We start from the raw sequence: 11,851 nt of genomic DNA on the forward strand, positions 1-11,851 counted from the left end.
ATCATGCCCAAATCCACGCCAGCGCAACGGCCGATCAGCCGCGCGCCGGTGCGGTGGCGGGTGGTGCGGCCCCTGCGTCAGCGGCCATCACCTCGCGCAGACAGCGCAGGCACAGGCAGCGGTCGGGGTAGCGGGCGGCCAGGTCGGCACGCAAGGCCTCGCTGAGCCGGATGTCGAAGCAGTCGCAGTGACCGGCCTCGGCACCGCACGCAAAGCCGCCGCCACAGCGCGGGCAGGTGGCGTCGATGAGGGGGCCGTTGCGCGCTGCGTTCATAGCGGCGATTGTGGATGGTCGTCCGGCGGCGCCAGCGGCGTGGCGCGGGCCAGCGCCATCCAGGTGGCGAAGTCGGGCTTGTGGGCCCGCTTCGGCGCCGGGCGGGCCAGTTCCAAATGCGTGGCATGGCCCAGGAGCACGCCGTAATCGGGCGGAATCTCGTCGGGCTCGGCGATGCCGGCCTTGATGACGAACCAGCACTGGCCGCACAGCGCGCGGTAGGCGGCCGACTTGTCGGGGCGGCGCAGCTCGCCTAACAGGTCGGCACGGCTGACCTTGATCTCGTGGATGGCCGGCTCGAGGTAGTCCTCCACCGTGGAGTGGCGGATGGAGTAGACGTCGGGCATCGCGTTGACCCAGCGCGTGCCGCCACTGTCGTCGTCCCGCGGCAAGCCAGCCCGCAGGCTCAGGCCGCGCCAGGCGATGCGGCCGGCGCGCTGCATCTCGATGGCCACGCGTTCGACGAGCTGCTCGTGCGCGTCCCGCGCCGCACGGTTGCGCACCAGCGAATCGGCGATCAGCGCCACGCCCGCGTCGGTGACGCGCAGCCGCTCGCGGCCATCGGCCTCGGCCAGGCGCTCCACCCAGCCAGCGGCCAGCAGCTCGATCTCCACCAGATCCTGGCTGGGCCAGCCCGCACTGCGCCACAGCTGGCGCAGGCGCTGCAGGTGGAGGCGGGTGGGGGTGGGCATGGTGAGATTCTCGGGCGCCAGAATTGAAAAGCCCCTCGGGCCGGGGCGGCGCGAGGGGCTTGAGAAGTCTTGCCTGGACAGGTGATCAGCGGTCCTTGCTGAGCTTGCCCTTCACGTTGTTCGGGTCACCCATGACGAAGACGGTGTAGACACCGTTGGCGGTCAGCGGGGTCAGGCCCGTCGAAGTGCCCGATGCCGGGTTGTAGATCGCGTCGACCTTCAACGGCGAGTTCACCGTGACGGCGGCGCCGGTCGACGAGTTCATGTTGGCCGGCACCGAGCTGGTACCCGGCAGCACATTGCTGGCCTGGGTCTGGTAGTCGACGTTCAGCGACGCAAGCGCATTGGCCGCAGACATGCCGTTGACCAGACGCATCTTCACGTTGCCGCTGATGGTGGGCAGGCGGTTGTCATCGACGAGAACCGACACCTGCTGCGTCGTTTCATCACCCCAGACCAGCAGCGTGTACTCGTTCCCGGCCAGGAAGTTGTACGTCGCCGGTCCGACCGGAATGGAGTTGGCTGTGATGGCCACGCTGTTGGCGCCAGCCGTGAAGCTGTAATAGTCCGTCGTGTTCGGCGGCAGCGACGACGGCAGAATGTTGTTGCCCGAGATCGTGGCCGACACCGGGGCCGTACCTGCCAGCGCGCTGACCGCGCGCACGCGCGTCAGCGTGGTGGGGAAGTTCTTGACCGTGCTCTTGTGGAGCAGCGTCATGCCGTTGACCAGCACGCCGCCATCCGTCGCGGTGAGGATCAAGGTGTTGACGGTGGTGGAATCCAGCGTGACTTCCGGAATCTCCAGGCGCAGGTCGTTGCGCTTGCTATAGCCCGTCACGCAGACACGGAACTTGCCGGAATTGATGACGTTGTAAATGCTGCCGGTGCTGCCAGCCAGGTTCGTGACCAGCGCCGCTTCGTTCGAAAGCGTGCAGTTCGCGGCCGCGGTCACATAGACGTCCAGAGCACCAGCATCCGGCGCCAGGTTCAGGACCTGCAGCTTGGCCCTGTTGGCCTCGGCGGCATCCTGGTTTTCTTCAATCAGCGACGGGCGGACGGCACCAGCGAAGCCGGAGAGGACGAGTGTGTAGCGACTGTTGGCATTCAGCTGCGGCGTCAGCGCCTGGAGGCTGACGCCCGAGACGCTGTCGAGCACCTTGATGCTCGCCGCGCTGGTGCCGACACTGCCGTACTCACCAACGTTGGCGTAGGCAACTTTGCTGCTGACGGCCTTGTCGTCGGCCGTCAGGTCCAGTGTCGCGAAAGACCGCGTGGCATTGAGCAGCCGCATCTGCGTGTTGGAACCGTCATCGCCGCCGCCGCCGCAAGCGGTCAGAGCAGCGGTGACCGACAGGCTCAGCGTCAGGGCCAGCCGGTTGGCCAAGGGGGTGAATCGCATCGAGAACTCTCCGAAAAAACCAAACCGCCGGGCCCATCCCAAGAACGCGGATTGGCGATTAGAACTCAAGCCAGGGAGCGCGGCATTGCCGCCATCTAGCACCGGGTGAAGAACTGTTGCTACCTACCCCCAGCACTGAGGGCAATCCTGCAATTCTGCCGCGCCCCGCTGGGTAGCATGCGCCGAATGACCTACCCCCACTTGCTGGCCCCGCTGAACCTGGGCTTCACGACGCTGAAGAACCGCGTGCTGATGGGCAGCATGCACACCGGCCTGGAGGACGGGCGCAAGCATTTCGAGCGCATGGCGGTGTTCTTCGCCGAGCGCGCCCGGGGCGAGGTGGGCCTGATCGTGACCGGCGGCTTCGCACCCAACATCGAGGGCTGGGCCAAACCGTTCGCCGGCACGCTGGCGACGTCGGGCGCCGCGCGGCGGCACCGCATCATCACCGACGCCGTGCATGCCGAGGGCGGCAAGATCGCGCTGCAGATCCTGCACACGGGCCGCTACGGCTACTCGCCGCTGTGCGTGGCACCGTCGCGCATCCAGAGCCCCATTTCGCCGTTCACGCCGCGCGAACTCGGCACGGGGGGCATCGAACGGCAGATCCGCGCGTTCATCCGCTGCGCGAAGCTGGCCCGCGAGGCCGGCTACGACGGCGTGGAGGTGATGGGCAGCGAAGGCTACTTCATCAACCAGTTCCTCGTCGCGCACACCAACAAGCGCACCGACGCCTGGGGCGGCTCCTACGAGAACCGCATGCGGCTGCCGCTGGAGATCCTGGCCCGCATGCGCGAGGCCGTGGGGCCGGACTTCATCATCATCTACCGTCTGTCCATGCTGGACCTGGTGCCCGATGGCAGCTCGTGGGAGGAAATCGTCGAGCTGGCGCGGCGCGTGGCCCGGGGCGGTGCAACGCTGATCAACACGGGCATTGGCTGGCATGAGGCCCGCATCCCTACCATCGCCACCAGCGTGCCGCGCGCGGGCTTCGCCTGGGTGACGGCCAAGCTGCGGGCGCAACTGCGGGCCGAGGGCATCGACACGCCGCTCATCACCAGCAACCGCATCAATGCGCCCGACGTGGCCGAGGGTGTGCTGGCCGACGGCGCGGCGGACATGGTCTCCATGGCACGCCCCTTCCTCGCCGACCCGGCCTTCGTGCAGAAGGCGCGCCTGGGCCGCGCGGACGAGATCAACACCTGCATCGCCTGCAACCAGGCCTGCCTGGACCACACGTTCGCGCAGAAGATCTCCACCTGCCTGGTCAACCCGCGCGCGGCCTACGAGCAGGAGATCGTCGTGCGCCCGGTGACCGGCAGCGCGAGGAAGCGCCTGGCCGTCGTCGGCGCCGGCCCGGCGGGCTTGGCGGCCGCGACGACGCTGGCCGAGCGCGGCCACGAGGTGCGGCTCTTCGACGCCGCCACCGAGATCGGCGGTCAGTTCAACATGGCACGGCGTGTGCCGGGCAAGGAGGAGTTCGCCGAGACGCTGCGCTACTTCCGCCGCCGCATCGAGGTGACCGGGGTCGACCTGCAACTGGGCCGCCGCGTTGCCGCCGCCGACCTGACGGGTTATGACGACGTGCTGCTGGCCACCGGCGTCAGCGCCCGCGACCCCAAGATCCCGGGCCAGGCCGAGGGCATCGCACGCGGCCAGGTGCTGAGCTACATCGACGTGCTGCGCCACGACCGGCCGGTGGGCGCGCGCGTGGCCATCGTCGGGGCGGGTGGCATTGGCTTCGACATGGCCGAGTTCCTGTTGGAGGCCGGCCACTCGCTGACACTGGACCCGACCGCGTGGCGCCGCCACTGGGGCGTGGGCGACCCCGAGCAGGTGCGGGCGGGGCTGCTGCGCCCGGCCCCAGCGGCACCGCGGCGCCAGATCACGCTGCTGCAGCGCAAGGCCGGCAAGCTGGGCGCGGGCCTGGGCAAGACCACCGGCTGGATCCACCGCGCCGCGCTGAAGATGAAGCAGGTGGAGATGCTGGCCGGCGTCAACTACGAGCAGATCACGCCGGAGGGTCTGTGGGTGAGCTACGGCGAGAAGCGGGCGGATGCCCAGCTCATCGAGGCCGACACCATCGTGCTGTGCGCCGGCCAGGAACCGCTGCGCGAGCTGGAGGCGCCGCTGCGGGCGGCAGGCGCCCGCGTGCATTTGATCGGCGGCGCGCTGGAAGCGGGTGAGCTGGACGCCAAGCGCGCCATCCTGCAGGGGACGACGCTGGCGTGCCAGCTCTGACAGCTCAGTTGCGCGACAACGCCCAGAGTTGGTAGAGCGCGTCGTTGTCGTCCTCCGACACCTCCAGGCCCCGGGCGAGGTCGAAGCTGGAGTCATACCAGCCGCAGTCGAGCTTGCGCGCGCTGGCTTGCCCGCCGACGCCCATCGCCGGGGCCTGCTGCGGCAGCGTGGAGTGGGCCCAGGGGAATTGCGAAGAGCTGAAGAAGTGCATGGCGGCCTCCGTTTTGTAAGCTCGACGTCGCTTCAACGTCATGGCGTAAGCATCGTTGCCAAGCGTTTCCGCAGCCATCACCCGGAGGGTGGAACCAGAAGCAACCAAGGGGGAGATCCCCCCACCCTGCCCACCCATACCCCTCCAAAGGGGGGTGAAATATGGGGTCAGCTTGCAGGCCAGCCGGCTCAACCTAATTGCGAGCCTGCGAGCCTCGGGCCGTGGGCTCAATCCGAACCTGACCCCATTTTCAGGAGCTCGCGGCGGGCGTCGCGGCCTATCCAGCGGGCGGATGCGTCGCTCTGTTCGCAGAGACGCTCCGCCACAGTGAGCGCAGGCTCACACAAAGCGGCACTGCGCTTGCCGATCTGGCGCAGCGCCCAGCTGACGGCCTTGCGGACATAGTTGCGATCGTCGCTGGCCGCCGCTTCGATCAACGGCAGGCGGGCCAGGAACTCGACGTCCGGCCGCTGCTTGTGATGAACGGCGGCAACAGCCAGCAGCGCAAAGCCGGCGCGTTTCTCGAATTCCGCCTCGCGTGCCGCCCAGCGAGGGATGGCCTCCCACGCCAGCGGGCTTCTGACGAAGGCGTTGAGGCAGGCCTGGTCGCAGACATCCCAGGCCGGCAGGCTCGCAACCCACCCGTCCATGTCGGCCGGGGTCAGCCGCGCGGGCTCGGCCACCATGCCCGCGAGGATCTGCGCATCGGGGATGCCGGTCTCCCACAACGCGAGCGCCAGCCCATGATCGCGCCCCAATTCGCGGGCCAGTGCGCGCAGCGTCGGCACGGCCACGCCCAACCGGGCGGCACCACCCAGGCCGTAGCGGGCCATCTCGCCCAGCGCCTGCGGGCGCGCGGCAGCTCGCAGAAGGCCGAGGGCAGCATCGAGTCGGTCCACGGGCATGCCGCGACTCTAAGGCCGCGCCTCTGGGCGTGGCGCCAGGCCCGGGCCGGCATCGCTCACGCTGGCGCGACACCAACAGCGGCATGACGACCCGCCTCCATGCGGCGGGCTCATAAACTGACTCGCAAAACCTGCCAGGCCCTCGGCAAAGGGTCGGGACAATCCTTCCATCGCCCATTCACTGCTCGCCATGAAGCTGTCGCCCCTGCTCTCGTCGCTCGCACTCGCCCTCTCGCTGGCCGTACACGCCGCCCACGCCAGCCCCGGTCCAGGCGTGAGCTGGCAGTCCGCCGCCGCCGATGCCGACATCGACCGCGCCTTCACCGAGGCCAAGGCCGCGAAGAAGCCGGTGCTGCTGTACTGGGGCGCCAAGTGGTGCCCGCCGTGCAACCAGCTCAAGGCCACGCTGTTCAACCGCGCCGACTTCATCGAGCAGAGCAAGGCCTTCGTCGCCGTGGGCATCGACGGCGACGCCCCCGGTGCGCAAAAGCTGGGCACGCGCTTCAAGGTGCGCGGCTACCCGACGCTGATCCTGTTCAACCCGAACGGCAGCGAGATCACCCGCCTGCCCGGCGAGGCGGACGCCGGCCAGGTCATGAAGGTGCTGCAGCTGGGGCTGTCCAGCGGGCGCCCGGTCAAGGCCGTGCTGGCGGATGCCAAGGCGGGCAAGAAGCTCACCGCCAACGAATGGCGGCTGCTGGGCTTCTATGGCTGGGAGACCGACGAGCAGCAACTGCTGCCCGCCGACCAGCGCGCCGCCACGCTGGCCCAGCTCGCCAAGGCCAGCGAGGGCGTGGACGGCGAGACCAACACCCGCCTGTGGCTGAAGTCCATCGGCGCACTGGCCGACGGCAAGGCGACGGACGCCGCGCAGCTGCCCCGCCTGCGCGCCGTGCTGGCCGACGCCGCGCAGTCCCGCGCGCAGATGGACGTGCTGACCAACGAGGCGCCCGACCTCGTCAAAGCCCTCGCACCCACGGCAGGCGCGACGCGAACCCAGCTCGTCACCGAGTTCGACGCCGCGCTGAAGCGGCTCAACGAGGACACCACGCTGTCCCGCGCCGACCGCCTGAATGCGCTGCAGGGCCGCATCGACCTGGCCCGACTGGGCTCGCCCAAGGACGAGCCGCATCCCCAGGGCATGCCGGCCGCCTTGCTGGCCAACGCCCGCGACCAGGCCACCAAGGCCAACCGCGAGATCACCGACGGCTACGAGCGCCAGGCCGTGGTCACCGAAGCCGCCCACCTGCTGGGCCGCGCCGGCCTCTGGAAAGAGAGCGACGAGCTGCTGCAGTCGGCGCTGGCGCGCAGCCACTCGCCCTACTACCTGATGAGCCAGCTGGCCGGCAACGCGAAGAAGCAGGGCAAGAAGGCCGAGGCGCTGCGCTGGTACGAAGAGGCCTACAACAAGAGCGAGGGCCCGGCGACCCGGCTGCAGTGGGGTGCCACGTATTTCGGTGCCCTGGTCGAGCTGGCGCCCGAGGACACCGCGCGCATCGAGAAGACCGCCGCCCAGCTCTTCGCCGACGCACAGAAAGACCCCGGCGCGTTCTACGAGCGCAGCGAACGCTCACTGAAGAAGGTGGCGACGCTGCTGGCCGGCTGGAGCAAGACCCCCGCCCAGGCCGCCGCCGTCGGCCGGCTCAAGGCCCAGCTGGACGGCGTCTGCGGCAAGCTGGATGGCGGCGACGCCCAGGCCAAGACAGCCTGCCAGGGCTTGATGAAGAAGGCGTGAGGCGGCCGGTGGTGGGCGGCGACGGGGCGCGGGGCGCCATGAACGGCTTCTAGCGGCTAACGCTGTTCGACGGCGAACGGAATGTCCAGTGCGATGGTCATGGCGCGGGGGGGCGGTTCGAAAGGAACCACGGCCTGCACCGCGCGCAGGGCCTGCTCGTCCAGCGCGGTGTTGCCACTGCTGCGGCGAATCGTCAGCGATCCCGGCTCCACGCTGCCGTCCGGCCGCAGGCCGAATGCGACCACGGGGGCCCCGGTCGCGCCGTTGGCCTCGGCCGGGTAGCTGAGCCGGGCCTTGACGGCGCGCTTCAGCGCCACGAGGTAGCGGCGCTGGGCGTCGAGGTCGGGCTCGTCGTGCGGGATGGTCTGCCGGACCTGCGCCTGGGCGGCGGGGCCGGGGGTTGCCGATGCGGCGGCCTGGGGCGGCGCGTCGTCAGCGGGTGCGGGGCGCGCTTCAACGCGCACCGGGCTGTCGACCATTGCAGGCGGCGCGGGCGGCGGCGATGGTGCGCGGCGGGCGGGCTGCAGCGGCTGTGGCGGCCGAGCTTGCGGCGCCGGGCGCGCGGCAGCTTCACCGGCCCGGGCCTCGTCGGTCTGGCGCTGGGCGACGAGGCCGAACAGCTCGACCACCAGCTTGTCCTGCCGGGGCGCAGCGGGGGCGCGGGCCCGGACGGCCAGCGCCGGCAGCACGAACAGCACATGCGCCAGCAGCGATGCCGCCAGGCAGCGCCGCAGCGTCCAGGCCCTCGCGGCAGGGGGGGCGGGTTTCATCCGCTCTGCCGCGTCTGCACGGCCACCCTGGTGAAGCCGAGCTGCTGCAGCACGTCGGCCACGTCGACGAAGCGCTGCAACCGCACGTCCCGGTCGGCTCGCAGCAGAAAGGGGGTGTCCTTCGGCAGCACCGCCAGTGCGGCCCGCAGCGCCGGCGGCGTGACGCCGCGCCCGTCCAGGAAGATGCTGCCCTGGGCGTCGATCTCGATGCGCCGGCTGCGGTCGCGGTCCGGCAGGGCGGCCTGGGCCTGGGGCAGATGCACCGGGATGCGGCCGCTGGCGATGAAGCTCGATGTCGTGAGCACGATGGTGAGCAGCACCAGCATGATGTCGATGAACGGCACCATGTTCATCGCGTCGATGGGCTCATCTTCCATGGCGCATCCGCCACTGCAGCGTCAGCACCCGGGCGCGGCGCTGCAATGCGTTGTAGAGCGTCACGGCCATGAGGGCCACCACCAGCCCGGCAGCTGTGGCCTTCAGCGCCAGAGCCAGGCCCGTCATGATCTGCCCCACGTCGGCCGCTGCGTCCTGGCCCATGCGATGGAAGGTCAGCATGATGCCGAACACGGTGCCGAGCAGCCCGAGATAGGGCGCGTTGCTGGCCACCGAGGCGATGAGTGACAGGCGCTGCGTGAGCAGCAGCTCCAGCGCATCGGCGCTGAGCACGGCGGCCAGATCGACGTGGCGGTAGAGACTCCAGCGCTCCAGGCCGGTAGCCACCACCAGCACGCTGAGCAGGCCCAGCAGACCGAGCACGCCGTGGTCGACCAGCGCCGACAACCATTCCATTTGCATGGCACACCTCCCTGCTTCAGAACACGGCCCCGGCCTGCAGCAGGCCGCGCACGCGGCCATCGCGAGGCAGGGACACCGGCCGCTGGCCCGTCACCAGCGCAACCTGGGCCTGCACGAACAGCGAGCGCCAGGACAGGCTGTAGCCAAGGCCGACATCGCTCAGGTCCACCCGGTCGGCCGCCGCGTAGCTCGCGTCGTGCAGGCTGATCTGGCCGGCGTCGGCCACCAGGCTCAGCGCCTGGGTCGTGTCGGCGATGGCCGGCAGCGTGTGGCGCAGCTCCAGGTGGAGCAGATGGCCGTTGTCGCCGCTGATCGCCTCTCGGTAGGCCGTGACGCCACGCGTGCCGGAAATGGAGAACTGTTCGCTGCTGTCCAGGTTGCGGTGGATGGCGCGCTGCACGCTCATCGACGCCGAGGCACTGAGCGTGTCGTTCAGCGCGATGCGCCCCGAGGCCGACAGGCTGGCTCGCCCATAACGGCCCACCGAGTTGGCACCGGCCTGGTTGGCCGCCTTCATGTCGGGCTCGTCGATGTCCAGCCGGCCGATGGTCAGGCTGCCGCTGAGCGAGGCATAGGCATTGCGCCCGAGCAGCGCGCCATCGTGTTCCAGCGCCAGCCCGGCGGTGGCGGCGCGCAGGTGTCTGGTGGTGCGCTGGCCGGCAGAGCGCAGCTCGTCGCGCAGCGCGCGGTCGACGAAGCCCAGGGTGGCCGTCAGCGTTTGCTGGCGGGTGCGCTGCACCGGGTAGAAGAGGTTGATCTCCAGCGTCCGGGCCTGGCCGTGTGCATCGAGGGAGGCGTAGGCATCGTCCAGCGTGTAGCGCGTGCCGCCGACGGCCAGTTCACCACGCAGGCCGTGGCTGCCCAGCGGCGTCGAATAGGCTAGGCGGCCGCTGCGCAGGCCGCCGCCATCGCTGTCCATGCCACTGAAGTCCAGCGTGTCGCCCAGGTGGAAGGGCGAATACAGCGACGCGCCGATGCTCAACCGGCGGCGGCCGGTGTAGCGCGAGCCGTGGTTGTCCAGCGTCGCGTAGCCCCCGTAACGCCGGCCCTGACCCACGAGGATGTCGACGTCCGACGTGCCGGCGGCCTCGCCCGGCGCGATGCTGACCTTGGGCAGCGTTGCGCCGGGCAGCTCGCCCACCAGCAGCATCGCGCGCTCGAGTTCATCGCGCGTGATGGGGCGATCGGCAAGCCCGGCGAAATAGCCGCCAAGCTGGGCGTCACGGACGCCCGACTGGTTGCGCAGCGTCACCTTGCCATAGCGGCCGATCACGATGCGCAGCGTGAGCGTGCCGCCGCTGGCGTCCTGCCGGGGGACATAGGCCCGCGCCACCAGGTAGCCCCGGCTGCGGTACAGCGCGGTGATGCGATCGGCCGCCGTGTTGATCTCGGCCATCGACAGCGCCCGGCCCGCGAATGGCGCGACCACGGCCTGCAGATCCGCCTCGGCGATGAACTCGGCACCGTCGAAGCGGAAGGACAGCACCTTCAGCGTCTGCCCGGGCGGCAGCGCCAGCGGTGCGTCCTCCTGCTGATCGATCTGCGGCGCCAGCGGCTTTCTTGGCGCTGGCGGCAGCGCGGGCCGGCTTTCTTGCAGGGCCTTGCCGGCGTCTACCGGCGCGGCACTGGTCTGGGCCTGGGCCGTGGCCCACAACAACGTGGGCGCCAGGGCGAGGCCGCATCGGGCAACGATGGTTTTCATCAACAGGTGTCTGCAGCTGGAGGTGGTGGGCGGCGCGGGCCGTTCGGTGCGCTCAGAGGGACTGGTAGCAGTGGCTGGTGAGCCAGCTGTTCCAGCTGCCGGTCCCGATGCCCAGGTAGGCGAGGAAGGCCGTGGCGCGCGCCTGTGTGGTCGCGTCCGAGACGTTCAGCTGCACGTAGGCCTGCGTCGTGTTGTAGCCGGGGAACAGCACGTACTGGTCGAGTGGGTAGGCGCTGCCCGCCCAGGTGGGGCAGACCTGCGCGTAGGCCACGAAGCCGGCCGTCACGCGGTTGTTGGTGATGGCTTGCAGCGTGTAGTCGATGTTGTCGTACTCGCAGATCCACTGCGACCCGGTCACGAAGCCGGCGCAGCTGGCCGTGACGTTGGTGCCCGCATTCGCGACGTTCGCGCCGCTGGCCCACAGGCCCATGTTGTCGGGGTAGGCGACGCTGTCGCTGCCGAGCACCCAGCCTGCTGCCACGCCGTAGGGGGCGAGGCTGGGGTTGCCGATGGCGAGGGAGCTGACCGGCGGCGACGACGGCGCCCGCCGCACCTTCACATGGTTGGTCACTGCGGGCAGGGTGCTGTCGGAGCGCTGGGCGTTTGCGCCGGCGGTCAGCCCGGTCGTCAGGTAGCTGACGGCCCGATAGTTGCCGCTGGCGGCCGCATAGGCGCTGGGCGACAGCAGGAACACGGGGATGCCCTTGGCGTAGTTCGCCGGGCTGGCAGCGACCAGCGTCGGGTAGTTCGTGGAGATCAGCGCCGGGCGGGTCGTGTCGGCCGAGAAGAACAGCGCGTACTGCGGGCCGTTGCTCGGGATGATGGCGTTGTAGAGGTTGCCGGACGAGTCCTGGCAGACGGTGATCTTGTAGCCCTGGCTGTCGGCATAGGCCGTGGCCAGTGAAAGCGTGGGCGCGTTGAAGTTGGACGCCACCGCGATGGTGAAACCCACGCTGCCGGACGCGCCCACCGTCGTGCAGGACAGGGCCTGGGCCGGGGTCGACGCCCACAGGCAGGCGAAGGCGGCAATCGCGCGGAAGAGGGAACTTGAACACCCATTCATGTCGAATCTCCTGGGAACTTGACTGAGAGCTTTGGGTTGCGGAATGAGGGGCATGTCGTGG

Annotated in this window: 12 protein-coding genes; 2 read left to right on the forward strand and 10 right to left on the reverse strand. The window is 69.8% G+C overall.

The window, feature by feature from the left end; genetic code table 11:
- Nucleotides 1–34: 34 nt before the first annotated feature.
- The 3 genes from ACG00X_RS11425 to ACG00X_RS11435 all read right to left on the reverse strand — a co-directional run bounded on the left by ACG00X_RS11425 (nucleotide 35) and on the right by ACG00X_RS11435 (nucleotide 2,365).
- Nucleotides 35–274, reverse strand: a complete 240-nt coding sequence (locus tag ACG00X_RS11425; RefSeq protein ID WP_394488301.1) for a cysteine-rich CWC family protein — start codon at nucleotides 272–274, stop codon at nucleotides 35–37.
- Nucleotides 271–966 carry a hypothetical protein gene (locus ACG00X_RS11430; RefSeq protein WP_394488302.1) on the reverse strand — a complete coding sequence of 232 codons (696 nt, stop codon included), beginning with the start codon at nucleotides 964–966 and terminating at the stop codon, nucleotides 271–273. Before ACG00X_RS11430 ends, ACG00X_RS11425 begins: the two co-directional genes overlap by 4 nt.
- 85 nt (nucleotides 967–1,051) lie before the next feature.
- On the reverse strand, nucleotides 1,052–2,365 hold the full coding sequence (locus ACG00X_RS11435) for a DUF4397 domain-containing protein (RefSeq protein WP_394488303.1): 1,314 nt from the start codon (nucleotides 2,363–2,365) through the stop codon (nucleotides 1,052–1,054).
- Between the two features lie 177 nt (nucleotides 2,366–2,542).
- On the opposite strand from ACG00X_RS11435, the gene ACG00X_RS11440 reads away from it, so the two are divergent.
- Nucleotides 2,543–4,606, forward strand: a complete 2,064-nt coding sequence (locus tag ACG00X_RS11440) for an oxidoreductase (protein WP_394488304.1) — start codon at nucleotides 2,543–2,545, stop codon at nucleotides 4,604–4,606.
- Nucleotides 4,607–4,610: 4 nt separating this feature from the next.
- Here the strand turns inward: ACG00X_RS11440 and ACG00X_RS11445 are convergent, their stop codons facing one another.
- Both ACG00X_RS11445 and ACG00X_RS11450 read right to left on the reverse strand, forming a co-directional pair.
- On the reverse strand, nucleotides 4,611–4,817 hold the full coding sequence (locus ACG00X_RS11445) for a hypothetical protein (protein ID WP_394488305.1): 207 nt from the start codon (nucleotides 4,815–4,817) through the stop codon (nucleotides 4,611–4,613).
- Nucleotides 4,818–5,044: 227 nt separating this feature from the next.
- Nucleotides 5,045–5,722: a DNA alkylation repair protein gene (locus ACG00X_RS11450; protein ID WP_394488306.1), complete on the reverse strand. Its 678-nt coding sequence runs from the start codon at nucleotides 5,720–5,722 to the stop codon at nucleotides 5,045–5,047.
- Between the two features lie 190 nt (nucleotides 5,723–5,912).
- Between ACG00X_RS11450 and ACG00X_RS11455 the strand changes: the two genes are divergently transcribed.
- Complete coding sequence (locus ACG00X_RS11455; RefSeq protein WP_394488307.1) at nucleotides 5,913–7,457, forward strand: thioredoxin family protein; 1,545 nt, start codon at nucleotides 5,913–5,915, stop codon at nucleotides 7,455–7,457.
- 56 nt (nucleotides 7,458–7,513) lie between these two features.
- Here the strand turns inward: ACG00X_RS11455 and ACG00X_RS11460 are convergent, their stop codons facing one another.
- From ACG00X_RS11460 to ACG00X_RS11480, 5 genes are read right to left on the reverse strand one after another with little or no spacing between them, the layout of a single operon-like run.
- Entirely contained in the window at nucleotides 7,514–8,227 is a 714-nt protein-coding gene (locus ACG00X_RS11460; protein WP_394488308.1) for a TonB family protein, read from the reverse strand.
- On the reverse strand, nucleotides 8,224–8,604 hold the full coding sequence (locus ACG00X_RS11465) for a biopolymer transporter ExbD (protein ID WP_394488309.1): 381 nt from the start codon (nucleotides 8,602–8,604) through the stop codon (nucleotides 8,224–8,226). Before ACG00X_RS11465 ends, ACG00X_RS11460 begins: the two co-directional genes overlap by 4 nt.
- Nucleotides 8,594–9,025, reverse strand: a complete 432-nt coding sequence (locus ACG00X_RS11470) for a MotA/TolQ/ExbB proton channel family protein (RefSeq protein WP_394488310.1) — start codon at nucleotides 9,023–9,025, stop codon at nucleotides 8,594–8,596. Before ACG00X_RS11470 ends, ACG00X_RS11465 begins: the two co-directional genes overlap by 11 nt.
- Nucleotides 9,026–9,041: 16 nt before the next feature.
- Nucleotides 9,042–10,727, reverse strand: coding sequence for a ShlB/FhaC/HecB family hemolysin secretion/activation protein (locus tag ACG00X_RS11475; RefSeq protein ID WP_394488311.1), 1,686 nt, complete (start codon nucleotides 10,725–10,727; stop codon nucleotides 9,042–9,044).
- Nucleotides 10,728–10,779: 52 nt separating this feature from the next.
- Complete coding sequence (locus tag ACG00X_RS11480; RefSeq protein ID WP_394488312.1) at nucleotides 10,780–11,790, reverse strand: substrate-binding domain-containing protein; 1,011 nt, start codon at nucleotides 11,788–11,790, stop codon at nucleotides 10,780–10,782.
- Nucleotides 11,791–11,851 lie beyond the last annotated feature (61 nt).

Origin of the sequence: Pelomonas nitida (assembly GCF_043555975.1) — a bacterium.
GTDB lineage: Bacteria > Pseudomonadota > Gammaproteobacteria > Burkholderiales > Burkholderiaceae_C > Pelomonas > Pelomonas nitida.

Excerpts from the sequence above, each read along its gene's own strand:
- ACG00X_RS11425 (WP_394488301.1), bottom strand. The coding sequence starts at position 274 with ATGAACGCAGCGCGCAACGGCCCCCTCATCGACGCCACCTGCCCGCGC.
- ACG00X_RS11430 (WP_394488302.1), bottom strand. The coding sequence starts at position 966 with ATGCCCACCCCCACCCGCCTCCACCTGCAGCGCCTGCGCCAGCTGTGG.
- ACG00X_RS11435 (WP_394488303.1), bottom strand. The coding sequence starts at position 2,365 with ATGCGATTCACCCCCTTGGCCAACCGGCTGGCCCTGACGCTGAGCCTG.
- ACG00X_RS11440 (WP_394488304.1), top strand. The coding sequence starts at position 2,543 with ATGCGCCGAATGACCTACCCCCACTTGCTGGCCCCGCTGAACCTGGGC.
- ACG00X_RS11445 (WP_394488305.1), bottom strand. The coding sequence starts at position 4,817 with ATGCACTTCTTCAGCTCTTCGCAATTCCCCTGGGCCCACTCCACGCTG.
- ACG00X_RS11450 (WP_394488306.1), bottom strand. The coding sequence starts at position 5,722 with ATGCCCGTGGACCGACTCGATGCTGCCCTCGGCCTTCTGCGAGCTGCC.
- ACG00X_RS11455 (WP_394488307.1), top strand. The coding sequence starts at position 5,913 with ATGAAGCTGTCGCCCCTGCTCTCGTCGCTCGCACTCGCCCTCTCGCTG.
- ACG00X_RS11460 (WP_394488308.1), bottom strand. The coding sequence starts at position 8,227 with ATGAAACCCGCCCCCCCTGCCGCGAGGGCCTGGACGCTGCGGCGCTGC.
- ACG00X_RS11465 (WP_394488309.1), bottom strand. The coding sequence starts at position 8,604 with ATGGAAGATGAGCCCATCGACGCGATGAACATGGTGCCGTTCATCGAC.
- ACG00X_RS11470 (WP_394488310.1), bottom strand. The coding sequence starts at position 9,025 with ATGCAAATGGAATGGTTGTCGGCGCTGGTCGACCACGGCGTGCTCGGT.
- ACG00X_RS11475 (WP_394488311.1), bottom strand. The coding sequence starts at position 10,727 with ATGAAAACCATCGTTGCCCGATGCGGCCTCGCCCTGGCGCCCACGTTG.
- ACG00X_RS11480 (WP_394488312.1), bottom strand. The coding sequence starts at position 11,790 with ATGAATGGGTGTTCAAGTTCCCTCTTCCGCGCGATTGCCGCCTTCGCC.